The sequence below is a fragment of the Planomonospora sp. ID91781 genome (genome assembly GCF_015711595.1).
In the GTDB taxonomy this organism is placed as follows: domain Bacteria; phylum Actinomycetota; class Actinomycetes; order Streptosporangiales; family Streptosporangiaceae; genus Planomonospora; species Planomonospora parontospora.
Genome location: NZ_JABTEY010000001.1, coordinates 2,717,601 through 2,741,049 on the forward strand (window position 1 = coordinate 2,717,601; position 23,449 = coordinate 2,741,049).

General features: G+C 73.0%; 21 protein-coding genes. 10 read left to right on the forward strand and 11 right to left on the reverse strand.

Features of this window, described 5'->3' with window-relative positions:
* Positions 1–5 precede the first annotated feature (5 nt).
* Both HS048_RS38815 and HS048_RS12395 read left to right on the forward strand, forming a co-directional pair.
* Positions 6–770 (forward strand): IclR family transcriptional regulator, encoded by a 765-nt coding sequence (locus tag HS048_RS38815; RefSeq protein WP_084008274.1) that lies wholly within the window; start codon positions 6–8, stop codon positions 768–770.
* Positions 771–894: 124 nt separating this feature from the next.
* A complete protein-coding gene (locus tag HS048_RS12395; protein ID WP_068897108.1) occupies positions 895–1,080 on the forward strand; it encodes a tautomerase family protein in 186 nt (61 codons plus the stop codon).
* 118 nt (positions 1,081–1,198) lie between these two features.
* Here the strand turns inward: HS048_RS12395 and HS048_RS12400 are convergent, their stop codons facing one another.
* On the reverse strand, positions 1,199–2,695 hold the full coding sequence (locus HS048_RS12400; RefSeq protein WP_068896963.1) for a sodium:solute symporter family protein: 1,497 nt from the start codon (positions 2,693–2,695) through the stop codon (positions 1,199–1,201).
* Positions 2,696–2,962: 267 nt separating this feature from the next.
* On the opposite strand from HS048_RS12400, the gene HS048_RS12405 reads away from it, so the two are divergent.
* From HS048_RS12405 to HS048_RS12430, 6 genes are all read left to right on the forward strand, one after another.
* Positions 2,963–5,548, forward strand: a complete 2,586-nt coding sequence (locus HS048_RS12405; protein ID WP_196467020.1) for a DNA translocase FtsK — start codon at positions 2,963–2,965, stop codon at positions 5,546–5,548.
* Between the two features lie 276 nt (positions 5,549–5,824).
* A complete protein-coding gene (locus HS048_RS12410; protein WP_196467021.1) occupies positions 5,825–6,655 on the forward strand; it encodes a helix-turn-helix domain-containing protein in 831 nt (276 codons plus the stop codon).
* Between the two features lie 69 nt (positions 6,656–6,724).
* Positions 6,725–8,134, forward strand: coding sequence for a 30S ribosomal protein S12 methylthiotransferase RimO (rimO, locus tag HS048_RS12415; RefSeq protein ID WP_196467022.1), 1,410 nt, complete (start codon positions 6,725–6,727; stop codon positions 8,132–8,134).
* 25 nt (positions 8,135–8,159) lie between these two features.
* On the forward strand, positions 8,160–8,771 hold the full coding sequence (pgsA, locus tag HS048_RS12420; RefSeq protein ID WP_068896960.1) for a CDP-diacylglycerol--glycerol-3-phosphate 3-phosphatidyltransferase: 612 nt from the start codon (positions 8,160–8,162) through the stop codon (positions 8,769–8,771).
* 131 nt (positions 8,772–8,902) lie between these two features.
* Entirely contained in the window at positions 8,903–9,376 is a 474-nt protein-coding gene (locus tag HS048_RS38105; RefSeq protein ID WP_068897106.1) for a CinA family protein, read from the forward strand.
* 207 nt (positions 9,377–9,583) lie between these two features.
* A complete protein-coding gene (locus HS048_RS12430) occupies positions 9,584–9,979 on the forward strand; it encodes a helix-turn-helix domain-containing protein (RefSeq protein WP_068897105.1) in 396 nt (131 codons plus the stop codon).
* A gap of 18 nt (positions 9,980–9,997) precedes the next feature.
* On the opposite strand, the gene HS048_RS12435 is transcribed toward HS048_RS12430, so the two are convergent.
* Entirely contained in the window at positions 9,998–10,777 is a 780-nt protein-coding gene (locus HS048_RS12435) for an Fpg/Nei family DNA glycosylase (RefSeq protein WP_196467024.1), read from the reverse strand.
* A 123-nt stretch (positions 10,778–10,900) separates the two neighbouring features.
* Positions 10,901–11,350 carry an Rrf2 family transcriptional regulator gene (locus HS048_RS12440; RefSeq protein ID WP_068896958.1) on the reverse strand — a complete coding sequence of 150 codons (450 nt, stop codon included), beginning with the start codon at positions 11,348–11,350 and terminating at the stop codon, positions 10,901–10,903.
* Positions 11,351–11,552: 202 nt separating this feature from the next.
* Here HS048_RS12440 and HS048_RS12445 point away from each other — a divergent pair, with 202 nt between their 5' ends.
* A complete protein-coding gene (locus HS048_RS12445) occupies positions 11,553–12,731 on the forward strand; it encodes an ROK family transcriptional regulator (RefSeq protein WP_196467025.1) in 1,179 nt (392 codons plus the stop codon).
* 95 nt (positions 12,732–12,826) lie between these two features.
* Here HS048_RS12445 and HS048_RS12450 read toward each other — a convergent pair whose 3' ends face one another.
* From HS048_RS12450 to HS048_RS12460, 3 genes are read right to left on the reverse strand one after another with little or no spacing between them, the layout of a single operon-like run.
* Positions 12,827–13,369 carry a MauE/DoxX family redox-associated membrane protein gene (locus HS048_RS12450; RefSeq protein ID WP_068896956.1) on the reverse strand — a complete coding sequence of 181 codons (543 nt, stop codon included), beginning with the start codon at positions 13,367–13,369 and terminating at the stop codon, positions 12,827–12,829.
* 40 nt (positions 13,370–13,409) lie between these two features.
* Complete coding sequence (locus tag HS048_RS12455; RefSeq protein ID WP_196467026.1) at positions 13,410–13,889, reverse strand: S26 family signal peptidase; 480 nt, start codon at positions 13,887–13,889, stop codon at positions 13,410–13,412.
* Positions 13,886–14,410 carry a redoxin domain-containing protein gene (locus HS048_RS12460; protein ID WP_196467027.1) on the reverse strand — a complete coding sequence of 175 codons (525 nt, stop codon included), beginning with the start codon at positions 14,408–14,410 and terminating at the stop codon, positions 13,886–13,888. Before HS048_RS12460 ends, HS048_RS12455 begins: the two co-directional genes overlap by 4 nt.
* 156 nt (positions 14,411–14,566) lie before the next feature.
* On the opposite strand from HS048_RS12460, the gene HS048_RS12465 reads away from it, so the two are divergent.
* Complete coding sequence (locus HS048_RS12465) at positions 14,567–14,743, forward strand: hypothetical protein (RefSeq protein ID WP_157237466.1); 177 nt, start codon at positions 14,567–14,569, stop codon at positions 14,741–14,743.
* 80 nt (positions 14,744–14,823) lie between these two features.
* Here HS048_RS12465 and HS048_RS12470 read toward each other — a convergent pair whose 3' ends face one another.
* The 5 genes from HS048_RS12470 to HS048_RS12490 form a co-directional block, all read right to left on the reverse strand.
* Positions 14,824–16,626: an ABC transporter ATP-binding protein gene (locus HS048_RS12470; RefSeq protein WP_196467028.1), complete on the reverse strand. Its 1,803-nt coding sequence runs from the start codon at positions 16,624–16,626 to the stop codon at positions 14,824–14,826.
* A 71-nt stretch (positions 16,627–16,697) separates the two neighbouring features.
* A complete protein-coding gene (locus HS048_RS12475) occupies positions 16,698–19,892 on the reverse strand; it encodes a BTAD domain-containing putative transcriptional regulator (protein ID WP_196467029.1) in 3,195 nt (1,064 codons plus the stop codon).
* Between the two features lie 78 nt (positions 19,893–19,970).
* Positions 19,971–21,425, reverse strand: a complete 1,455-nt coding sequence (locus tag HS048_RS12480) for a glycoside hydrolase family 3 protein (RefSeq protein WP_196467030.1) — start codon at positions 21,423–21,425, stop codon at positions 19,971–19,973.
* Positions 21,426–21,545: 120 nt separating this feature from the next.
* Positions 21,546–22,439: a carbohydrate ABC transporter permease gene (locus tag HS048_RS12485; protein ID WP_230880818.1), complete on the reverse strand. Its 894-nt coding sequence runs from the start codon at positions 22,437–22,439 to the stop codon at positions 21,546–21,548.
* Positions 22,436–23,449, reverse strand: coding sequence for a carbohydrate ABC transporter permease (locus HS048_RS12490; protein WP_068896950.1), 1,014 nt, complete (start codon positions 23,447–23,449; stop codon positions 22,436–22,438). Before HS048_RS12490 ends, HS048_RS12485 begins: the two co-directional genes overlap by 4 nt.

Consider the following 23,449-nt stretch of genomic DNA (forward strand, 5'->3'; position numbering starts at 1 on the left):
GCCACGTGGCCAGGGAAGGCAGTTCCATCGACAAGGCGCTGACGGTGCTGGAGGCGATCGCCGAGCACCACCGCGTCACCGACATCGCCGCGGAGACGGGGGTGTCGAAGTCGACCGTCCACCGCATCCTCCAGTCGCTGGTCGAGTGGGGGTTCGCCCGGACGGACGGGAACGGCGGTTACGAACCCGGCCCCCGCATCCTCACCCTGGCCGGCCGGGTCATGAACCGGTTCGACCCGGCCCGCCAGGCCGCCGGCGCGCTGAGCGCGCTGCACGAGCGGATCGGCTACACCACGCACTTCGCCATCCGCAGCGGCGACGAGGCGGTCTACGTCTCCAAGCTGGAGGGCCGCCGGCCGTACCAGATGCCCTCGCGCGTCGGGATGAGCCTGCGGCTGCACTGCACCGCCATCGGCAAGGCCGTCCTGGCCTGGCTCCCCGCCGACGAGGTCCGCGCGATCTGCGCCCGGACCGGCCTGCCCCGGATGACCCCCGGCACGCTGACCGAGGTGGACGCCCTCCTGGCGCACCTCGCCGAGGTGCGCTCCCGGGGGTACGCGCTGGACGACGAGGAGAACCACCCGGAGATCCTCTGCGTGGGCGCCCCGGTCTTCGACCACACCGGGCAGGTCCTGGGCGGCATCTCCATCTCCGCGCTCGCGATGGACATGGATCGCGAGGGCCTCGAGCGGCTGGCCCCCGAGGTCGTCGCCGCCGCGCGGGAGGTCTCGCTCGCGCTGGGCGCCCCGCTCTCCGCCGTCCGCGGCTGATCCCGGAGAATCGCGATCATTTTGGAGCATCCCCTGAGGGCAAGCGCTTTCCGTAACGGCGATGGATGGCATATTGTTTCATGTAGCGGGACTTAGTCTTATGTCATGCAACATGGAGGCCGACATGCCCAACATCACCGTCGAACTGCTCTCCGGACGGACCCTCGACCAGCGCCGCGAGTTCGCGGCGGCGGTGACCGAGGCCGCGGTGGACGTCCTCAAGGCCCGCCGCGAGGCGGTGCGCATCCTCTTCACGGAGATCGAGAAGTCCGACGTGGCCAACGGCGGCGTCCTGGAGTCCGACAAGTAACCGCAGGGGAGCGGACGCGCGAGGAGGGGGCCGGACGGATGTCCGGCCCCCTCCTCACGTGCGGCGGGGCGTCTCCCGCGGGCTCAGGGGGTTTCCGCGGGCGCCTCCCGTCGCGCGCTCAGGCACCGGCGGCGGCCCGCTCGGGCTCCGGGTCGGTGTCGAGAGAGTCGACGAGCGCGTCCCGCTCCGGAGTGCCCTCCGGCTTCAGCAGCCCGATCGCCACATAGAGGACCAGTGAGGTGACCAGCGGGACGCCGACCACCATCGCGGTGTCCTTGGACTCGAGGATCCACTTGACGTAGGCCCAGACGCCCAGTCCGGCGGCCCACGAGACGATCGCGGCGGTCGGCCCGCTCCGCTTGAACCAGGGGAGCATGCCCAGCATCAGGGGGATCGAGATCGGTCCCATGGTGGCCGCGACCAGGTCGACGACGATCTTCAGCACGACGCCCTGGCCCTCGGTGGAGATCGCGATCACCATGCTGATCAGTACGAAGGTGAACGTGGTCACCCGGGCGAAGGTCAGCTCGGCGTGCGCGGACAGCTCGCGCACCCGCCGGACGACCACCGGGGCGATGTCCCGGGTGATGACCGAGGAGATCACGTTGGCGTCGGAGGCGACCATGGCCATGGTGTGCGAGAAGAAGCCCGCCAGCACCAGCCCGATCAGGCCCTGCGGCAGCAGGGTCTGCGCCAGCTTGACGTAGGCCTCCTCGGCGTTGGCCAGTCCCGGCACGATCAGCGGGGCGGCGAACATCGGGACGAACAGGATCAGCGGCCAGACCAGCCAGAGCACGCTGGACAGCAGCGCCGAGCGCCTGGCCGCCGAGCCCGAGGGGGAGGCCATGTAGCGCTGGGCGAGGTTCCACATGCCGCCGTTGTACTCGAAGGTCTTGATGAACAGCATGGCCAGGAAGAACGTCGTGGTGTACGGCCCGGCGAACGGGTCGCCGTGGCCCTCGGGGAGCTTGTCCCACATGGTCCAGAGCGTCGCGACGCCGTCCAGGTGGGACATGATCGCGACGAACATGGCGATGCCCGCGACACCCTGGATGACGAACTGCCCGAAGTCGGTCAGCACGTCGGCCCAGAGGCCGCCGGCGGTGATGTAGACCAGTGTGACGGCGCCGGTGATCAGGATGCCCCAGAGGATCGGGATGCCGGCGAAGCCCTTGAGCAGCACCGCGATCGCCACCCACTTGGCGGCGATGTCCACCACCTTGAGCAGCGCGCCGCTGTAGGCGAGCACCTGCTGCGTGGGGAGGTCGTAGCGGCGGGCGAGGTACTCCAGCGGGGAGGCCACCCCGTGCTTGGAGCGCAGCCGGTTCCACCGGGCCGCCCAGACGAAGGCGCCGATGCCGACGCCGAGGCCGATGGTCAGCGCCCACCAGACGTACATGGCCAGGCCGTAGTTGTAGGCGACCGCCGCGAAGGCCACGAACATGATCGCGCTGTAGCCCGACATGTGATGGGAGATGCCGGACAGCCACCAGGGGATCCGGCCTCCCGCGGTGAAGAAGTCGATCACGTTCCTGATCCGGCTCCTGGACCACACGCCGATGGCGACCATCACAAGGAAGTACGCGCCCAGCACGGACCAGTCGAGTGCGGACATGGTCTCTCCTCCCAACGTCCTGTTTGGTGAGGAGGTTCTACTACATGGAACGTCATGTCAATACATAGGACGGAAGGCGCTTTCCTTGGGAGTCATTCCGTTATGTGGCGACCGCAGAAGGCGAGGAGAGTTCGTGTTGCGAGGCCGGAGCCGTCCCCCTGACCCCCGGGAACGGCCGTCATCGCCGCGCGGGGGGCGGACGCCCGGCTCGTCCGGTTGCGGCGAGCCTCCGCGCGATCCGCTCGGGCGATCGTTAACCTCCCTAGCATGGCCACCCGTACGTCAAAAGGCGCCTCAGGCAAAACTCCGGCCAAGGGAGCCTCCAGCCGGTCGAGGTCCACCCCTGCCCGTACGGCTTCCGCCAGACGGCCCGCCGCCCGCCCGAAGGCCGCCGCGGCGCGCAGGCCGGCCTCCTCCCAGCCGGACCCGCTCGGCTGGCTCCTCACCATGGTCGCCAGGCTGTTCGTGGGGATCTGGATGCTGCTCGCGGGCGCCATCGGCAGCGCGGCGCGCGCGCTGGGGCAGAACGCGCGGGAGCTGGACCCGGTGCACCGCCGCGACGGCCTCGGGCTCGCGGTGTTCTCCGGGGCGATCGTGCTGGCCGCGATGACGTGGCGGGCCCCCACGGGCGCGGTCACGGAGGTGGTCGACGCCGTCATGCGCGGCGTCTTCGGCTCGCTCACCTGGGTGATCCCCGTCATGCTGGCCCTGCTGGCCTGGCGGATCCTGCGCCACCCGGACCAGAGCCCCGACACCGGGCGGATGATGATCGGGTGGTCCGCCCTCATGACCGGGGTGCTCGGCATCGTGCACGTCGCGCACGGCACGCCGTACCCCTCGGGAGGGCCCGCCGACGGCATGGACAAGGTGTCGGCCGCCGGCGGCATGATCGGGTTCGTCATCTCGGCGCCCCCGGCGAGCATCCTGCCCGCGTTCGTCACGATCCCGCTGCTGCTGATCCTGTCCGGCTTCGGCGTCCTGGTGATCACCGCGACCCCGGTGCACCGCGTCCCCGAGCGGCTGGGCGAGATCAGGCACATGCTCTTCAACCGGGAGGCCGCCCTGGCCGCCCGGGCGGCGGCGCCGCCCAGGACGGCGGCGAAGCGGCCCGCCGGGAAGCGGCAGGGGCGCAGGGCGGACGGCGGGGAGCCGGGCACCGCCGAGCCGGGCGACGGCGTCAAGCCGTACGACACGCCGGTGATCGCCGAGACGCCGGGCAGGCTCGCCGGGCACTCCCCGGAGATCGTGCCCGGCCTGGTGGACGACGAGGAGCCGGTGGACCCCGGGGCCGCCGGAACCCCGGCGGCCCCGGTGACGGCCCTGCTGGAGCCGCCCGCCCCGACCCCGGCGCCGCGCAAGGTGGAGCAGCTGGTGCTCTCCCCGCAGGCCGGGCCGTACACCCTGCCCGACGCGCAGCTCCTGCGCCCGGGCACCGCGCCCAAGCCGCAGACCAAGGCCAACACCGTCGTGGTCAACGCGCTGACCAGCGTGCTGGAGCAGTTCGGGATCGACGCCCAGGTGATCGGCTTCACCCGGGGGCCGACGGTGACGCGCTACGAGATCGAGCTCGGCCCCGCGGTCAAGGTCGAGAAGGTCACCGCGCTCACCAAGAACATCGCCTACGCGGTCAAGTCGGCCGACGTCCGGATCCTGTCGCCGATCCCCGGCAAGTCGGCGATCGGCGTGGAGATCCCGAACACCGACAAGGACCTCGTCTCGCTCGGCGACATCCTGCGCTCGCAGGTGGCCCAGGCCGACCACCACCCGATGATCGTCGGCCTCGGCAAGGACGTCGAGGGCCGCACGATCGTGGCCAACCTGGCCAAGATGCCGCACCTGCTCATCGCGGGCGCCACCGGCGCGGGCAAGTCGGTCTGCGTCAACGGCCTGATCTCCTCGGTCCTGATGCGCGCCACCCCCGACGAGGTCCGGATGGTGCTGGTCGACCCCAAGCGGGTGGAGCTGTCCGTCTACGAGGGCATCCCGCACCTCATCACGCCGATCATCACCAACCCCAAGAAGGCCGCCGAGGCCCTGGAGTGGGTGGTGGGCGAGATGGACCGCCGCTACGACGACCTGGCCGCCAGCGGCTTCCGGCACGTGGACGACTTCAACAAGGCGGTGCGCGCGGGCAAGCTCGTGCCGCCGCCCGGCAGCGAGCGGGTCTACCAGCCCTACCCCTACCTGCTGGTCATCGTCGACGAGCTCGCCGACCTGATGATGGTGGCCCCGCGCGACGTCGAGGACTCCATCGTGCGCATCACCCAGCTCGCCCGCGCGGCCGGCATCCACCTGGTCATCGCCACCCAGCGCCCCTCGGTGGACGTCGTCACCGGCCTGATCAAGGCCAACGTGCCCTCCCGGCTGGCCTTCGCCACCTCCTCCCTCGCCGACAGCCGGGTCATCCTCGACCAGCCCGGCGCGGAGAAGCTGGTCGGCCAGGGTGACGCGCTCTTCCTGCCGATGGGCGCCAGCAAGCCCATGCGGTTGCAGAACGCCTTCGTCTCCGAGAAGGAGATCGCCGAGGTCGTCGCGCACTGCAAGGCCCAGATGCAGGCCGAGTACCGCCCCGACGTGATGGCCGCGGCCACCGTCAAGAAGGAGATCGACGAGGACATCGGCGACGACCTCGACCTGCTGGTGCAGGCGGCCGAGCTGATCGTGACCACCCAGTTCGGCTCCACCTCGATGCTCCAGCGCAAGCTGCGGGTGGGCTTCGCCAAGGCGGGCCGGCTGATGGACCTGCTGGAGAGCCGGAACGTCGTCGGCCCGAGCGAGGGGTCGAAGGCGCGGGAGGTCATGGTCAAGCCGGACGAGCTGCCCGGGCTCCTGGCCGACCTGCGGGGCCAGTGATCAGCGGCCCGGCGGACCGGCGGCCAGACGGACCGGCGGGCGGCGGCTCCGCGGGCGGCGCGCGGGTGGTCCGGGCGGCCCGCGGAGCCGCGGGACGGACAAGGACCCCGCTGTGTGACACTCTTCTCATCACTGCTTGAATGGGACTCGCTACTCAACGTCAAGAGTGGAGGAGCGTGTAACAGTGAACGAGGGGAACGAGGGGGCCGCCGGGCCGGGCACGGCTGCGGGCACCACCGCGGAGGCGGGCGCCGGAGCGCGGAGCGAGGTGGCGCCATGAGCATCGGAGAGGTCCTGGCCCAGGCCCGCCAGTCGGCGGGCCTGACCGTCGACCAGCTGAGCGCGCGCGCCTGCATCCGCGCGACGCTGATCCACGCCGTCGAGCGGGACGACTTCTCGCTGTGCGGGGGCGACTTCTACGCTCGGGGCCACGTCCGCAACCTGGCCAGGATCCTGGGGCTGGACGCCGAGGCCCTGGTCCACGAGTTCGACGAGCTGCACGGCGGCGTGCCGCTGCCGGTGCGCGCGGCCAGCGTGTTCCAGGCGGACCGGCCCATCAAGATCCGCGAGCGCCGCTCGCCCAACTGGACGCTGGCCATGGCCGTCGCGCTGGCCGTCGTCGTCGTGTTCGGCGTGGTGCGGACGATGGGCGGGGCCGGGGACACCCCGACGGACACCCGGCCGGTGGCGGCGCCCTCGCTGCCCACCCTCCCGCCGCCCTCGGCGCCTCCCGCGCCCGGCGCGCCCCCCGCCCCCGGCGTGCCCGCCGTACCGGGAGCGCCCGCGGCGCCGTCGGCGTCCTCCGCGGCCGTCGACCCGGCGCACGGGGCGGCCTCGGTCCGGCGCGGGGAGGAGGTCGTGCTCAAGGTCAGGGCGGAGCGCTCCTCGCGGCTCAGCGTCAAGGACGCGAAGGGGCGGCGGCTTTTCTCCGGCATGCTCAAGGCCGGCAAGACCGCGCAGTGGAAGGCGAAGGGCGGGATGAAGGTCGTCTTCGACGACGCGGGAGCGGTCCTGCTGCAGGTGAACGGCGAGAAACTGGGGGCTCCGGGCCGATCCGGGCAGAGCGTCGAGCGCTCCTACGGCGTTCCCGAGGCCAATCCGCGGTAGATCACCGGAGGCCGGGAATGGGGGAGGTGCATCGGGTAGTGGCCAACTCCCGATACCGTAGTGTTCACCATGTCATCCCGCCGAACCGCATCGCTGATCACACTGGGCTGCGCGCGCAACGAGGTCGACTCCGAGGAGCTCGCCGCGCGTCTTGAGGCTGCCGGCTGGCAGCTGGGCGACGACGACCCCGATGTCATCGTCGTCAACACCTGTGGCTTCATCGACTCAGCGAAAAAGGACTCCATCGACACGCTGCTCGCCGCGGCCGACTCCGGGGCCAAGGTGGTCGCTGCGGGCTGCATGGCCGAGCGGTACGGCGACCAGCTCGCCGACGCCCTGCCCGAAGCGGCCGCCGTCATCTCCTTCGACGACTACACCGAGATCGGCACGCGCCTGGACGACGTGCTGGCGGGCCGGCCGCTCGTCCCGCACAGCCCGCGCGACCGCAGGACGCTGCTGCCCATCTCGCCGGTCGAGCGCGCCGCCGCCCCCAAGACCGGCATCCCGGGCCACGGCGAGCTGCCCGACGGCCTGGCCCCGGCCAGCGGTCCGCGGCCGCTGCGCAGGCGCCTGGGCGACGGGCCGGTGGCCTCGCTGAAGCTCGCCTCCGGCTGCGACCGGCGCTGCACGTTCTGCGCCATCCCGGCCTTCCGCGGCTCCTACGTCTCGCGCGCTCCCGAGGAGCTCCTCGGCGAGGCCGCCTGGCTGGCCGAGCAGGGGGTCAAGGAGCTCGTGCTGGTCAGCGAGAACTCCACCTCCTACGGCAAGGACCTCGGAGACCTGCGGGCGCTGGAGAAGCTGCTGCCGCGGATCGCCGCGGTCGAGGGCATCGAGCGGGTCCGGGTCAGCTACCTGCAGCCCGCCGAGCTCCGCCCCGGCCTGCTGGAGGCGATCGCCGGGACCGACGGCGTCGCGCCGTACTTCGACCTGTCCTTCCAGCACGCGTCCGGTCCCGTGTTGCGCCGGATGCGGCGCTTCGGGGACCCCCGGCGGTTCCTGGACCTGCTGGAGGCCGTCCGGGCCGCCGCGCCCGAGGCGGGCGTGCGCTCCAACTTCATCGTGGGCTTCCCCGGCGAGACCGAGGAGGAGTTCGGCGAGCTGGTCGACTTCCTGCAGGAGGCCAGGCTCGACGTGATCGGTGTCTTCGGCTACTCCGACGAGGAGGGCACAGAGGCGGCGGACCTGCCCGGGAAACTGGACCAGGAGACCGTCGACGCCCGCGTGGCCGCCCTCACCGAGCTGGCCGAGGAGCTCATGGCCCAGCGGGCCGAGGAGCGGATCGGCACCGAGGTGGACGTCCTCATCGAGGAGGACCTCGGTGACGGCGGCTACGAGGGCCGGGCCGCGCACCAGGGCCCCGAGGTCGACGGCTGCGTCACGGTCCAGGGCATCGGCCTGGTCCCGGGGCAGATCGTCCGGGCCGTCGTGGTCGACTCCGAGGGGGTCGACCTGATCGCCCGCATCAAGGCCGCCCCGTGAGCGCGCCGCCGGGCCGGGAGAGCGTATGACCAACACGCCAGAGACCGGTACCGAAGCGACGCCGGCACCCGCGGGCCCCAGGAAGGTGAGCCTGTGGAACATCGCCAACGTCGTGACGGTGCTACGACTGGCGATGGTGCCGTTATTCGTGGTCTGCCTCTTCCTGAACGGCACCGGCTGGAGGATCACCGCGCTGGCGGTGTTCCTGGTGGCCTCGCTCACCGATCTGCTCGACGGCGAGCTGGCCCGCCGCTACGGGCTGGTCACCGACTTCGGTAAGATCGCCGACCCCATCGCCGACAAGGCGCTGACGGGGGCCGCGCTGGTCAGCCTCTCGATCCTGGGCGAGCTGCCCTGGTGGGTCACCGCGGTGATCCTGGGGCGGGAGGCCGGCGTCACCCTGTTGCGCTTCGCGGTCCTGCGGCACGGCGTCATCCCCGCCAGCTACGGCGGCAAGGTGAAGACGGCCCTGCAGATGCTCGCCATCACCTGCTACATCCTGCCGGGCGTGCCGGGGGCGGCCCGCTGGGCGGTCATGGGCGCGGCGGTCGTGGTGACCGTCGGGACCGGACTGGACTACGTGATCAGGGCGGTCAAGCTCCGGCAGGTGGCCAAGCGGGCGAGGGCCTCCTCGTGACGGCCCCGGCGAGGCCTCCGGGGGCGGCTTCCGCGCGGTCCGCGGGGAAGTCTCCCGAGGCGTCCACGGCGTTCCCCGCAGCGCCGGAGCCGGCACTCTCCGCAGCGGCGGCGCCCGCGCCCGCGGCCCGGGTGATCGCACTGCTCGCCGGCCGGGGGGAGACGGTCGCGGTGGCCGAGTCCCTGACGGCGGGCCTGATCGGCGCCGCCCTGACGGCCCCGCCCGGCGCCTCCGCCGCCTTCACCGGCGGGGTCCTGTCCTACGCCACCGAGCTCAAGCGGCGTCTGCTGGGCGTCCCCTCCGACCTGCTGGAACGCGAGGGGGCCGTGCATCCCGGGGTCGCGGCCGCCATGGCCGCCGGGGTGCGCGAGCTCACCGGCGCCACCTACGGGCTGGCCGCCACCGGCGTGGCCGGCCCCGACCCGCAGGACGGAAAGCCGGTCGGCACCGTCCACCTGGCTGTTAGCGGCCCCGCTGGGCGGGTATGGCACCGGGACCTGCACCTGAACGGGACGCGTGAGGAGATCCGGCGATGCACCGCGAACGAGGCCGTGGACCTGCTCAGGGCGGCGCTGGAGCCGAGCCCGGAGGAACATTCCGGGTGATTACCGTGTTACGTCCCCAGCGAACATGCTCACCGTGGTCTGCCGCGATGTCGGCCGATACGGGTACGGTGGAGCTGTGACTGAGGGCAGCGTCAAGCGATGACGACGGCGAGGCGAATGTACGAAGGGTCGCGTTCGAAGAACGAGCGGCACGAACCGATCGCGCGGAGCGTCGTGAAGACGTCCGCGCCGGGGAGGGAGCGACAGATGGTCCTGCTGCGTCAGCTGCTCGGTGACGTGCTGCGGCGGCTGCGGGTGCGGCAGGGTCGCACCTTGCGTGAGGTCTCCACACTGGCTCGGGTCTCCCTCGGCTATCTGTCCGAGGTGGAGCGCGGTCAGAAGGAGGCTTCCTCCGAGCTGCTCGCGTCGATCTGCGGCGCCCTCGGCGTGCCGCTCTCCCAGGTGCTCCGCGAGGTCTCCGACCAGTTCGCGCTGGCCGAGCTCCAGCATGCCCCGGTGCTCGCCGACGTTCCCGAGCGGGAGCGCCTGCCGATCCCCGAGACCGTGCCGGCCTCTCTGCCGGAGGACGCGTTCGAAGGCTTCCGGGCGGTCGTCCCGCCCATCGAGCACACTCCCGACGTGAAGGACATGGTCGCCGCCTAGGCGCGGCCGCCGGCCGGTTCAGTCCGGCTGGCAGCGCCGGCACCAGTAGATCAGCCGTTCCTGCGGCTGTGCCCCCATCTCTCCCCGGCTGATCCGGTTCCCGCAGCGCAGGCATGCCCGGCCCGCCCTGCCGTAGACCCACATGCCCCGTCCCGGACGGAGATCCCCGGTGGTCACCCGGTCCGCCCGGTCCCTGTTCGCGTCCATCAGCCTCTGCGCGATCTCCACGATCCCCGGCACGTCGCCGAGCGCGCCCACCGGCCGCCACGGTGAGATCCCGGCGAGGAACAGCGTCTCCGCCCGGTAGATGGTGCCGATCCCGGCCAGGTTCCGCTGATCGAGGAGGGCCTCGCCGATGCTCCGGCCGGGCTGCTCCGCCAGCCGCCGCGCCGCCTCCTGCGGATCCCAGCCGGGTCCGAGCGGGTCCGGGCCGAGGTGCCCGACGACCCGGTGCTCGGTCTCGGTCCTCAGCAGGTCCACCACGCCGAGCCGTACTCCCACGGCCTGCCAGTCGGCGTTGGCCAGCACCAGGCGGACCCGGTCGCCCGGAGGCGTCCGGCGACCGGCGGGGGAGACGAGCCACTCGCCGTCCATCCGCAGGTGGGTGTGGACGGTCAGGCCGCCCTCGACGCGGGTGAGCAGGTGCTTGCCCCGGGCGGCGGTCTCCAGCACGGTCCTGCCGGTGAGGTCGGCCGTGGCGTGCCGGGGCACGCGGAAGTCGGAACGGGTCAGGACCCGGCCGTCGAGGGCCCGGCCGAGCCGCCCCGCGGCCCGGTGGACGACGTCGCCTTCGGGCATGGGCCCAGCGTATCCGCGCGGCGGGCGGCGGCGGAGACGGGAAGGCGTGTGACGCCATCCGGCCCCGTGGAGGCGTGCGGCCCGGCCCCGTACCGCGCCGCGCCGGTCTCGCGCGGGGGCGGGTCAGTCCCAGGCGGCGGGGTCGGCGGCGAGCTTGCGGACCCGCTCGGGGAGGGCGCCCGTGGCCACGCTCTCCAGCGTGACCTCCTCCAGGATGGCCCGCTCGCTGGCCCGCAGCGCGATCCAGACCTGCTGCAGCGACTCGGCGGGCCCGCGGTAGTCGACGTGCTCGGGGCGCTCGCCCCGCACGTTGGCCAGCGGGCCGTCCACCGCGCGGATCACGTCGGCGAGGGTGATCTCGGTGGCCGGGCGGGCCAGCACGTAGCCGCCCTCCGGGCCGCGCTGGCCCCGGACGAGCCCGGCCCGGCGCATCTGGAGGAGGATGTTCTCCAGGTACTTGGGCGGCATTTCCTGCTCCTTGGCGAGTTCGCCCACGGTGGTTGGCCCCTCACCGGCGGCGGCGAGTTCGGCGGCGGCACGCAGGGCATAGTCGACACGAGCGGAAAGGCGCATGCGATCGATTATCCCGCCTGCGGAGGACCACTCATGCGTGAGGTCCCGCGGAGCGGGCGCCGGCTGCGCCGGGGAGCGCTCCCACCTGTCGCCCTCCGGGAGCGGCCCGCACGCTAAACTCTCGGAAGTCTCATTGACAACCGAATCCCCGTTCTCGCCGGCCGGAACAGCGACGGGAAACGCCGAAACAGAGAGCATGCGTATGGAGCGACGTCCTGGCGTGCCCAGGCTGCTGAGGGAGATCAACGACCGGGCCGCCCTGGAACTGCTGCTCACCTCCGGTCCGCTGACGCGCGGGCAGATCGGGGAGCTCACCGGGCTCTCCAAGGTGACGGCGTCGCAGACGCTCGCCCGCCTGGAGGAGCGCGGGCTGGTCGAGGTGGCCGGGGAGCAGGCCGGCGGGCGGGGGCCGAACGCGACGCTCTACGGGATCGTGCCCTCCTCCGCCTACGTCGCGGGCCTGGACGTCGGGCCGGAGTCCGTCACCACCGCCGTCGCCGACATCCGGGGCCGGATCGTCGGCGAGGTGACGGTGGCCCTCGAGGGGCGCGACGACCCGGTGGCGCTCGTGCACGAGGCGGTGGTCAAGGCGTGCCGCTCGGCGAAGGTGGCGCTCTCCCGGCTGCGGGCGGTGGTGATCGGCACCCCGGGTGTCGTCGACCCGCGCACCGGTGACGTGCGCTTCTCCTTCGACCTGCCCGACTGGCACGAGGGCGTCCACGAGGCGCTCGCCCGCGACCTGCGCCGCGAGGTGAAGATAGAGAACGACGTGAACCTCGTGGCCGTCGCCGAGCGCACTCTGGGCGCCGCCCGGGGCGTCGACGACTTCGTGCTGCTCTGGGTGGGCCGCGGCATCGGCCTGGGCGTCGTGCTCAACGGGCGGCTGCACCGGGGCCGTTCCGGCAGCGCGGGCGAGATCGGCTACCTGCCGGTGCCGGGCGTGCCGCTGGCCGCCGACGTGCGGGCGGTGCCCGGACGGCTGCCGTCGCTCGCGGGGGGTCTGCAGTCGCTGGTGAGCGCCGAGACGGTGGTCGGGCTGGCCGCCTCGTACGGCTTCGCCGGGCGGAGCGCGGCCGAGTGCGTGGCGGCTGCGGTCGGGGCGGGCGAGCGCGGGACGGCCCTGCTGGACGACATCGCCGGGCGGCTGGCGCTGGGCGTGGCGTCGGTCTGCGTCGTGCTGGATCCCGGCCTGGTGGTGATCGCGGGCGAGGTCGGCCAGGCCGGAGGGAGCGCGCTCACCACGCGGATCGAGGAGGCGGTGGCCCGGATCTGCCCGGTCCGGCCCCAGGTGGCGGCCAGCGAGGTGGAGGGGAACCCGGTCCTGCGCGGGGCCGTGCTGGAGGCCCTGGAGCAGGCCAGAGAGGAGATCTTCAGCGCCTGAGGCAGGGACGCGCGCCTCATGCCGGGTTCCTCCGGGACGGTCCGCCCCCGCCCCGGGCCGCCGGTCCGGGGCGGGGGCGGACCGTCCCCCGGGGGTCATCGCGTACGGGGGCGGGAGGGGCCCGCGAACAGTTCCGCGATGTCGTCGAACCGGATGACCGCCGCGGCCGCGAGCCCGGCGGCGGCCACCGCGACCGCCGCTCCGGCGGGATGGACCGGGGGGAGATCCGCGGCCCGGGACCCGGCTCCGCCGGCGACGGCCGCCGCGAGGAGGAGGCCGTTGCGGACCAGGTGCCGGCGGCCCAGCGGCGAGGGCGACGGCCCGAAGCAGCGGCACGGCACGGCGTCCCCCCGGCGTACGCTCAGCTCGATCGCGACGCTCAGGACCGCCAGCAGCCCGGCGGCGAGCCCGTAGCCCGCAGGCCTGACCGCGGGAAACGCGACGAGCACCGGGATCAGCGCCTCCGCCGAGACGACCGCCGCCGCGGCGGCGGCGGTCCAGCCCGGGGGCAGCGGCCGCAGCCGTCGCAGGGACTCCGTGAACGAGGCGAGGTCCGTCCTGCTGCGCAGCTTGCTCCAGGCGGAGGCGGTGAACACCAGCGCCAGAAGCACGCCGCAGGCGATGGTCAGGTACGTCATGGCGTCAGTGTGCGGTCGCCCTCTTCGCAACCGCCATACGTCAGCGGCCGAGACGGCGCGCGACCACACCCACGAAGTACTCGGCCGGTATCAGGCCGAGCTGGCGGGAGTCGACGCTCTGCGCCGGGTTGTCCCCGAGGACCAGCAGGCACCCGGGAGGGACGGCGGCGCCGGAGACGAGCGCCGTACCGGGCCCGAGGCCGCCGGGCACGCGGTCGCCGGGAACAGCGGCCAGCCGTTTGATCGTGTAGATCTGCCCACCCTCCCCCACGGCCTCCGGGGGGAGGGGGAGCCAGGTGCCGGGCCCGGCCGGGTGCCGCAGGACCGTGATGGCGCCCGCCCTCGCGCGGGCGGCGGAACCGCGGCGCACCAGTACTCGGTCGCCCGGTTCCAGAGTCGGGCGCATGCTGTGGCCGTCGACGGTGACGACGAGCAACCGCCGCCGCAGGACCAGCAGGGCGGTCACGCCCGCGACCGCGGAGAGCAGCGCGGCGGCGAGCAGGATCACCGGCGGGTTCACCCGCGGGCCCCGGCGGCGGGAGCCAGGCCGAGGTCCTGCCCGGCCTGGACGACGACGCCCCGCTCGTCCAGCAGGCACATGGCGGGGAAGCCGCGGACGCCGAACGCCCTGACCAGGGTGCCGTCCGAGGGCTCGACGACGACCCGGCAGGCCGCCTCCAGCGTCGCGCTCATGGCCCCGGCCTCGCCGATCACGACCGCCAGGGCGTTCAGCCCAGGGTGGTCGGACAACTCCCGGGCGAACCGGGGGGCCTTGTCCCGGCAGGGCTCACAGGCGACGTCGAAGAAGGCGACGACCGCGGGCAGCGGAAGGTTCGCGGAGGTGACCGGCTCGCCCGCCGTGGTGACGGAGGCGAACGACGGCAGGGCCGATCCGAGCGCCGGCAGGCCGAGGGAGGGCTCCGCCGGAGGAGGCAGCCGGTTCTCGTGCTCGCGGAGCCGGCGGACGACCCCGAGCAGCAGCACCGTGTTGGCCGAGCAGAGCAGGCCGACGAGGACGACGGCGGCGGTGAGGTAAGGCATTGAATCGTCTCCTGTGCCGGACGCGGTATGCCGGACAGGCTGGGTCCAGGCGCTCCGCATCCGCCATGCACGCCGGTACGGCGCCCGCGCATGGGATCTGCGGAGGGCGCCGTCGGACGGTGGACGCACAGAGCCCACCGGCGAGAAGGAGAAGTGATGAAGCGTTTCCTCGAGCGGTTCAGCGACAGGATGCTGGCCCGGGTCGTCCCGGCGGAGCGGGCCGCGGCCGGGGGATGCTATCCCTGCGGCGGCGCCCATCAGGGCGCCTACGTGCGCTGCTGGACCGACTGGACGACGGGCCGGCAGTACTGCTCGGGCTGCGGCGCCTGCTGACGCCGGCGCCCGCCGACGGCTGAACCGCCGGCGGTTCCCGCCCGGGCTCCACGGGCGGGAACCGCTCCGTCCCCCGCTCGTCAGGCGGATTCGCCCACCGGGCCGGGCCGGTACCCCTCGGCCTGGAGCGCGAACAGCTCCGCGTAGTCCCCGCCCAGCGCCATGAGCTCGCTGTGGTCTCCCTGCTCGGCGACCCGGCCCCCGGCCAGGACGACGATCCGGTCGGCGTCCCGGATCGCCCCCATCCGGTGGGAGATCAGCAGGCTGGTCCTGCCCGCGCGGTGCTCGCGCAGCGTGGTGTGCACCCGGTGCTCGGCCTCCGCGTCGAGTCCCGCGCTCGGCTCGTCGAGGATGAGCAGGTCGCGCCGGTCCCTCAGGAGCGCTCGGGCGAGCGCGAGCCGCTGCCACTGCCCGCCGGAGAGCGGCACGCCCACGGTGTCGTCCTCCTCTCCGGGAGGGCCGAACATCCTGCTCAGCATGGTGTCGTAGCCCCGGGGCAGCTCGCTGATCGCCTCGTGGGCCCCCGCGAGGCGGGCCGCCGCCGTCACCCGCTCCCGGTCGTGCAACGCGCCGAGGTCCCCGAGACCGATGTTCTCCGCGGCGGGCAGGTCGTACTCCATGAAGTCCTGGAACACGGCTCCGATCCGGGAGCGGAGCGTCTCGGGGGAGAGGTCGCGCAGATCCACCCCGTCCCACAGGATCCGCCCCCGCTCCGGGTCGTAGAACCTGCACAGGAGCTTCACCAGCGTGCTCTTGCCCTCGCCGTTCCGGCCGACGACCGCCGTCGCGCGACCGTGCGGGATGAAGAGATCGACCCCGCGCAGCACCCACGGATGCTCGGGGGAGTAGCGGAACCACACATCCCGCAGCTCGATCCCCCGCCGCAGTTCCGGCGCGGGGCGGTCCGCGGCGGGCAGGTCGGGCTCCATGCCCACCACGTCGACGTAGTGGCGGAACAGCAGCAGGGCCCGCTGGACGGTGGAGTACTCCGTGACGATCTGCGACAGCGCGTTCTGGACCATCGCGACCGCGGCCAGGTACAGGGAGAGGTCCCCGACGGTGAGCCGCCCGCCGTGGGCCGCGCCGACCGCCCATACCAGGCCGCCGGCGGCCACGAGCGTGGACAGGGCCGTCAGGAGGCTCTGCGTCCACGCCTCGCGGCGGTCCCGCTCGCGTTCCGCGGCGTCGGCGGAACGCCGCTCACCGAGCATGCGCTCCAGCAGGAACCCGCCGATGCCGAACAGCCGGACCTCCTTGGCGGCCCGGACGTCCGTCAGCACCTGGGAGTAGAACAGATCCCTGCGGACGGCCGGGCTGATCCGCCACATCATCGCGATCCGCGACCGGTTGAGCACCCGTTCCGCGGCGGCGGCCGGCAGGACGGCGAGGAGCGTCAGGGCCGTCAGCGGAGTGCTGATCGTCAGCATGGAGCCCAGGAAGGCGCCGGACACCAGGGCGGCCCGTGCGAGGCCGGCGGCGCTCCGCACGATGGTGCCCCCCGCCATCCGGCTCGACTCCTGGGCCAGCCGCAGCCTGTCATGGAAACGGGGCTCCTCGAACCGGCCGAGCCCGGCGAACCGGTTGACCGCCTCGTGCAGCCGTCTGCGGGACAGCAGGCTGACCCGGCGCTCCGTCTCGGCGCCCAGGTACCGGTCGGCCTGGACGGAGACGGCCCCCAGCAGGCCCGCCCCCGCGAGGCCCGCCGCGTACCAGGTGAGCCGGGACCAGGGGACCCCCGCCGCCAGGCCGTCGAGTATGAGCTTGGTCAGCCACGCGGTCACGACCGGCGCGGAGGCCAGCAGGACGATCGTGGCGAGCTGGCCGGCGGCGACCCTGGGCGCCGCCCGCCACAGCAGCGCGACGGCGGCGGTGAGATAAGGCATGAGTGCTCTCGTCGTGGACGGCGCCGGTTCCTGAGCCGAGGCGCGGGCTCACGATGATGCGCGGGCCCGCTTCACGTCCGCCATACAGGCTTGCGCGCGCCCGGCTGCCCGGATGCGCCTCGCCCGCCGTACGGGTCCGTGAGGTCGTGCGCGGCGGGCGCGCCCGTGCTCCCCCCGGCCGATCGGCCTGCGCGGTCCCGGCGGGCATGGGCCAGGCCGATCCGGTCCCCCACCTCGGCGAAGACCGGCTCGGCCAGGTCCGGGCGGCCGCCGGCCAGCAGCGCCCGGCCCTCCAGCCGCCGGAAGCCCGCCCGCCGGGTGGCGTTCAGGGCGAGATCCGCGTGGCGCGTACTCGCCGGGGCCTTCCCGAGCAGCCGGAGGGACAGGGACAGCTCGATGTGCGCCTGCGCGATGTCGTACCGGACGCGGGTGGTCAGGGCGAGGGACAGGGCGTGCTCGTGGAGCCGTACGGCCTCGCCCGGAGAGCCGGATCGCAGGGCGGTCCCCAGCACGGTGACGGCGCGCACCTCCGTCCTGCCGTCGCCGATCGCCCGCGCCAGTTCCCGGGCCCGCCCGGCGAGCAGGCGGGCCCGGTCCGGGTCCGCCAGGTCGTTGTGCGCGGCGGCCAGGGACGAGAGCGTGTCGGCCGTCCCGTAGTCGCTCCCGAGGGCCTCGAACAGGGCCAGCGCCCGGTCCAGCCGGGCCAGCGCGAGGCTGAGATCTCCCATGTGGTGCGCGACCAGGCCGAGGTTGCCCAGCCCGATCGCCTCGCCCATGGTCGAGCACCGGTCGCGCTCCCAGCGGAGCGCCTCGCCGAGCTGCTCGGCCGCGTGCCGGAGGTTGCCCAGGTAGACGTTGGCCAGGCCGAGGTTGCCCAGGTTGCTGATCACACCTCGGTGCACGCCCAGCCGCCGGTGGGACTCGATGGCGCGCAGGCAGTACTCGGCGGCCTGCCGGGGCTCGCCGCGGCCGAGGTGGAATGTGCCCAGCCGTCCCAGTGCCGAGGCCTCGTACTCCGCCCAGCCGGCGGACCGGGAGAGCTCCAGAGCCGCCGTGTTGTGGCCGAGGGCGTCGGCGTCGTGCGCCAGGATCGTGTGGAGCTCCGCCAGCCCGCCCCGCATGGCGGCCTGGGCGGCCAGGTCACCGGCCTGCTCCGCGGCGGTCAGGCCGCCCGTCGTGTGGCGCAGCCAGTCCGCGAAGTGGCCGCGCAGGTACCAGTAGCCGCGCAGCGCGTCAGCCATCAGCCACCGCTCCCGGCCGGTGAGCCGGTCGGCCAGGGCGAGGAGGTTGTGCCGCTCGTCGTCCAGCCAGGCGAGGGCGGCGGCCTCGTCGGCGAACGACGGCAGCGGTGCGGAGTCGATCGGAAGGAGCACCAGCTGAGGGCAGATCAGTTCCGACGCCGCCCGCGCGTGTCGCAGGTACCACGCCGTCAGCCGGCGGTGGGCCTCCCGGCGTTCACCGCCGGTGTCCTCCTCGGTGAACCGCTCCAGCGCGTACAGCCGGAGCAGGTCGTGCAGGCTGAAGCGGTCACCGGCGCCGGTGTCGACGAGACAGACCCTGGACAGGGCGGCCAGCAACGGCTCGACTTCGCCCGGCGGGGAGCCGAGTGCGGCGGCGGCCGCCTGCGGGGTGAAGTCGGCTCCGGGGATCGCACCGAGCGCGCGGAACAATCGTCTGGCAGCGTACGGCAGCCGCCGGTAGGAGGCCTCGAACGCCGAGTGCATGACCCGGCGCCGGCCGATGTCACCGTCGAGCACGCTCAGCCGGTCCCCTCGCTCCAGCTTCGTGAGATACGAGGAGACGCTGAGCCGGGGATCGGTGACGATCTGCGTGGCCGCCAGCCGGAGCGCCAGCGGGAGGCGGCCGCACGACTCCGCGAGCCGGAGCACGGAGGGGAGCCGATCGCGGGGTTCGGCGCCCGGCTCGTGCCGCGTTCCGGTGATCCTCTCCAGCAGCTCCCGGGCCTCGTCGGCGGGCATGACGTCGATCGAGAGCCGGCGCACCCCGTCCAGAGCCGCCAGGCAGTCGAGCCGGTCCCGGCTCGTGATCAGAGCACAGGACGGGGCGGGGGGCAGCAGGGGGCGGACCTGGTCGCCGTCGAAGGCGTTGTCCAGCAGCACCAGCATCCGCTTGCCGGCCAGGAGACTCCGGTACAGCGAGGCGGCCTCGTCGGTGCCGACGGGTAGCCGCTCGGCCGGGACGCCGAGGGCGCGGAGGAAGCGGGACAGGGCGTCGAGCGGGTTCACCGGCCGGGCGGACGGGGTGAAGCCGCGCAGGTCGATGTGGAGCTGGCCGTCGGGGAAACGCGCGGCGGCGCCGTTCGCCCAGTGCACCGCCAGGGCGGTCTTGCCGACCCCGCCGGTCCCGGTGAGGGCGCAGCGGACCGTCCCCTCCTCGTCTGCGCGGCAGGTTTCGTCGAGAGTGCGCAGGTAGGCGCCGCGGCCGACGAAGTCGGCGGTTCCGGCGGGGAGCTGGCGCGGCACCGGGACCGCGTGGAGCGCCGGGACGGCGGCCGAGGGGGAGTGGAGCAGGCCGGGGTCCTCGCGCAGGATCCTCTGGTGGAGGTCGCGCAGCTCCTGGCCGGGGGCGACCCCGAGCTCCTCGTCGAGGACCGCGTCGGCGGACCGGTAGGCGTCGATCGCCTCGGCCGCCCGCCCGCAGCGGTACAGGGCCAGCATCAGCTGCGCCCAGACCGGTTCATGCAAGGGGTTCTTCCCGGTGAACTCCCGGAGTTCCGCGACCACCTCCTCGTGGCGTCCCAGGGCGAGCCTGGCCGACACGGAGTCCTCGAAGGCCGACCGGCGCAGCTCCTCCAGACGGGTGCGGTCCGGCCAGAGAGACTGGGGGAGGGAGAACCCGTCGAGCAGCTCGCCGCGCCACAGCGCGAGTGCCGCCGACAGGAGCTCGGCGGCCTCGCGGAACCGCGCCGCGGCCAGCGCCCGCCGTCCTCGCGCCGCCAGCTTCTCGAAGACGGCCGCGTCGTAGCCGTCCTCGTCCACCGCGAGCAGGTAGCCGTTCCCGGACAGCGAGACTCCACCGCCGAGCAGCCTGCGCAACTCGGACACGTAGGACTGGAGGTTCGCCCGGGCGGAGGCCGGCGGAGAGTCCTCCCAGAGGGCGTCCAGGAGTTCGGCGGCGGGCACGGGGACGTTGGCGCGGAGCAGGAGGACCGCGAGCAGCAGGCGGGGCTTGCGCCGCTTCGGGACGAGGATCCGTCCCGAAGCGGTGCGCGCCTCCAACGGGCCGAGCACACGGAATTCGACCACGGGGGTGCCTCCCGGGGGTTGTCTTTCCAGGTCACGCCGGCGGCGTCGGCCAGGCGGGTCGCCGGGGGGCCCGGCGGCTCACAGGCTCAGCAACTCGGCGGCGGCCTGGGCGTTCGCGCGGGCGGCACCGTACGTGGCGAGGTAGGTGGTCCCGGCGGGCCGCCAGATCGGCAGGCCCATCTCCACCACGACGGCGTCCGGACGGGAGGCCAGCAGCGCGGAGACCACCGCCTGGCTGGCCTCGTAGCGGTGCGCGTCCTTGACGACGACCACCAGGGACCGTCCGTCCGCCCGCTCCAGGATGCCCACCACGTCCGCGGCCTCCGGCTTGACCCGCACGATCTCCGCCTGGGGGAGCCAGGGGTGGAAGCCCCAGGGGACCTCGCCGACCGCGATGGTGGGCGGGGTGTCGACCTCGACCACCAGCGGGTCGACCAGTTCCGGGGCGGGACCGGTCAGCCTGACCGCGCGCCGGGCGGCGGTCAGGCCGATGCTGCTCTCTTCGGCCGCGACCTGACGGGGCTCGCCGGACCAGGAGCGCAGCCGGGCCACCCGCTCGGCCGCCTCCTCCAGGCGGGCGACCGGCAGCCGCCCGTCCCCGGTCGCGGCGACGATCTCAGAGATGATCTTCTGGATGTCCGGCTCGGTGGGGATGGGGCCGAGGCAGAGCAGGTCGGAGCCGGCCGCCAGGGAGAGCACCGCGCCGCCGGCCAGGCCGTAGGCGTCGGTGATGGCCTTCATGTCGAGGGCGTCGGAGATCACCACGCCGTCGTAGCCGAGCTCGCCGCGGAGCAGGCCGGTCAGCGCGGCCGGGGAGATCGTCGAGGGCAGCCCGCCGGTGAGCGCGGGGACCTGGACGTGCGCGGTCATGATGGACTTCGTCCCGGCCTCGATGGCGGCGCGGAAGGGGACCAGCTCGCGCTCGTGCAGCAGCTCCAGGGAGGCGTCGACGAGCGGGATCTCCAGGTGGGAGTCCTGGCGGGTGGCTCCGTGGCCGGGGAAGTGCTTGACGCAGGCGGCCACGCCCGCCGACTGCAGGCCGTGCACCGCGGCGACGGTGTGCCGGGCGACGAGCGCGGCGTCCGAACCGAACGAGCGGGTGCCGATCACCGGGTTGTCGTCGGCGGTGTTGACGTCGGCGTCCGGGGCCATGTCCAGGGTGACGCCGCAGCGGGCCAGGTCGTCGCCGATGGCGCGGTAGACGTCGCGGGTCAGCTCGACGTCGTCCACGGCCCCCAGGGCGGCGTTGCCGGGGTAGGGACTGCCCACGTGGTAGGCGAGCCGGGTGACGTCGCCGCCCTCCTCGTCCAGGGAGACGACGGGGTCGCCGGCCGCGCGCAGGCGCTCGCTCAGCGCGCACAGCTGTTCGTGGTCGGAGACGTTGAAGCCGAAGAGGGTCACGCCGCCGAGGCCGTTCTCCAGCTCCCGGAGCACCCACTCCGGAGCGGTGGTCCCCTGGAAGGCGACGAGCAGGGTGCCTGCCGCGAGGCGGTACAGCCCCTGGTCTCTGGGACCCGCGATGAAGTCGGACATGGCGGTGGAAGACTCCTTGCCTGAGGTGGGGAGGTCACGTGGGGGCCGGTACGGCACGGGCCCTGTCGTCGGGCGCGGGCCGTACCGGCGCTCTGCTGGGTGCAGGGCTGGGCGCGGAGATCAGCCCTTGACGGCGCCCGCGACGAGGCCGGAGACCATGCGCCGCTGCACCAGGAGGAAGAAGACGATCACCGGGATGGTCATCAGGGTGGAGGCGGCCATGATCGCGCCCCAGTCCACCGATCGCTGGCTCACGAAGAACCGCAGCGCCACGGGCATGGTGTAGCTGCCCTGGTCGTTGATCAGGATCAGCGCGAACGCGAACTCGTTCCAGGCGGTGATGAACGAGAAGATGCTGGTCGCCACCAGGCCGGGGGCCACCAACGGGAACAGGACCTTCCAGAAGGTCGTGAACCGGCTCGCGCCGTCGATCCAGGCGGCCTCCTCCAGTGACTTGGGCACCGCCGCGACGAAGGTGCGCAGCATCCAGATGGCGAACGGCAGCGTCAGCGCGATGTTCACCACGATGAGACCGAGGAGCTGGTCGTAGAGCCCGGCCCGGCGGACCATCAGGAAGAGCGGGATGAGCAGCGCCTCGGCCGGGACCATCTGCACGATGAGCAGCAGGATCAGGAACGAGGTGCGGCCCCGGAAGCGGAACCGGGCCACCGCGGTCGCGCCGAGCAGGGCGAAGACCGCGCCGATGAGCACCGTGCCGAGCGCCACGATCGCGCTGTTCATCAGGAACTGCCAGATGGAGTGCCCGGCGACGCCCTGGGTGAAGACCCGCTCGACGTGCTCGAAGGTCGGGTCGGTCGGGAACGGGATGAAGTCGGTGGTGAAGATCTGCTCGCGGCTCTTGAACGCCGTGGTCACCATCCAGTAGACGGGGAACACCGCGAACAGGAACACCGCGACGGCCGCGGCGTTGAGGCCGGCCCTGCGCAGCCGCTTGCGGCTCTTGGCCTGCTGGTGCCCCCGGGCGGCTTTCCGGGACATTCCGGCGGCGGTCATCGCACGTCCTCCGTCTTCACGATCTGGCGGACGTAGACGGCGGTGATGACGAGCAGGATCACCGTCAGCACCACCGCGATGGCCGCGCCCATGCCCATCTTGGGCGGTGCGCTGAACGCCTGGGTGAAGGAGAACAGCGACAGGTTGAAGGCCTCGCGGTTGGAGGTTCCGCCGGCCAGGACGAACAGCTGGGTGAAGACCTTGAAGTTCCAGATCGTGGAGAGCACGATCAGCACCGAGAAGACCGGCTTCAGCAGCGGAACGGTGATCTTCCAGAAGGTGCGCCACGCGGAGGCCCCGTCCACCCGGGCCGCCTCGTAGAGCTCCGCGGAGATGCTCTTGAGTCCGGCGAGGACCGACACCGCGATGAACGGGAAGCCCGCCCAGACCACCACGAGGATGAGCACCAGGTAGATGGTGAAGGGGTCGTTGAGCCAGGGCTCGCCGGCCCATTCGGAGCGGCCGAACAGCAGCTCGGAGAACCAGTCGGGCAGGGCGTTGAGGAGCCAGTTGATGATGCCGGACTCGGCGTCGAACATCCAGCGCCAGATGATCGCGCTGGCGATCGCCGGCGTGGCCCAGGCGGCCATGATCCCGACGACGAGGAACGTCGACATCTTCTTGCCGAGGTTGTGCAGCAGGATCCCGACCAGGGTGCCGAGGATCATGGTGAGCGCCACCGTGACGACGGCGAAGACGACGGTGTTGCGGAGGGAGGTCCAGAAGAGCTCCGACTCCACCAGCTTCTCGTAGTTCTCCAGCCCCACCGACTCGGCGGGCACGCCCCGGATCTGCCGCAGCCCCACGTTCTGGAAGGACATGGCGACCATCTGGTACAGGGGGTAGAGCAGCAGGCCGGCGATGACCAGCAGGCCGGGCAGGAGCAGCGCGTAGGGGACCGCCCAGGCGGGCATCCCGCTGGGCTTGCGCGGGGACGCGCTGCCTCGGCGCCCCCGCGCCGGGGTGGGGGAGGAGCCCCCACCCCGGGCGATGGTTGAGGTGTCGGCCAT

Coding starts and splice junctions, on each gene's coding strand:
- HS048_RS12395 (WP_068897108.1), top strand. CDS start 895: ATGCCCAACATCACCGTCGAACTGCTCTCCGGACGGACCCTCGACCAG.
- HS048_RS12400 (WP_068896963.1), bottom strand. CDS start 2,695: ATGTCCGCACTCGACTGGTCCGTGCTGGGCGCGTACTTCCTTGTGATG.
- HS048_RS12405 (WP_196467020.1), top strand. CDS start 2,963: ATGGCCACCCGTACGTCAAAAGGCGCCTCAGGCAAAACTCCGGCCAAG.
- HS048_RS12410 (WP_196467021.1), top strand. CDS start 5,825: ATGAGCATCGGAGAGGTCCTGGCCCAGGCCCGCCAGTCGGCGGGCCTG.
- rimO (WP_196467022.1), top strand. CDS start 6,725: ATGTCATCCCGCCGAACCGCATCGCTGATCACACTGGGCTGCGCGCGC.
- pgsA (WP_068896960.1), top strand. CDS start 8,160: ATGACCAACACGCCAGAGACCGGTACCGAAGCGACGCCGGCACCCGCG.
- HS048_RS12430 (WP_068897105.1), top strand. CDS start 9,584: ATGGTCCTGCTGCGTCAGCTGCTCGGTGACGTGCTGCGGCGGCTGCGG.
- HS048_RS12435 (WP_196467024.1), bottom strand. CDS start 10,777: ATGCCCGAAGGCGACGTCGTCCACCGGGCCGCGGGGCGGCTCGGCCGG.
- HS048_RS12440 (WP_068896958.1), bottom strand. CDS start 11,350: ATGCGCCTTTCCGCTCGTGTCGACTATGCCCTGCGTGCCGCCGCCGAA.
- HS048_RS12445 (WP_196467025.1), top strand. CDS start 11,553: ATGGAGCGACGTCCTGGCGTGCCCAGGCTGCTGAGGGAGATCAACGAC.
- HS048_RS12450 (WP_068896956.1), bottom strand. CDS start 13,369: ATGACGTACCTGACCATCGCCTGCGGCGTGCTTCTGGCGCTGGTGTTC.
- HS048_RS12460 (WP_196467027.1), bottom strand. CDS start 14,410: ATGCCTTACCTCACCGCCGCCGTCGTCCTCGTCGGCCTGCTCTGCTCG.
- HS048_RS12465 (WP_157237466.1), top strand. CDS start 14,567: ATGAAGCGTTTCCTCGAGCGGTTCAGCGACAGGATGCTGGCCCGGGTC.
- HS048_RS12470 (WP_196467028.1), bottom strand. CDS start 16,626: ATGCCTTATCTCACCGCCGCCGTCGCGCTGCTGTGGCGGGCGGCGCCC.
- HS048_RS12480 (WP_196467030.1), bottom strand. CDS start 21,425: ATGTCCGACTTCATCGCGGGTCCCAGAGACCAGGGGCTGTACCGCCTC.
- HS048_RS12485 (WP_230880818.1), bottom strand. CDS start 22,439: ATGACCGCCGCCGGAATGTCCCGGAAAGCCGCCCGGGGGCACCAGCAG.
- HS048_RS12490 (WP_068896950.1), bottom strand. CDS start 23,449: ATGGCCGACACCTCAACCATCGCCCGGGGTGGGGGCTCCTCCCCCACC.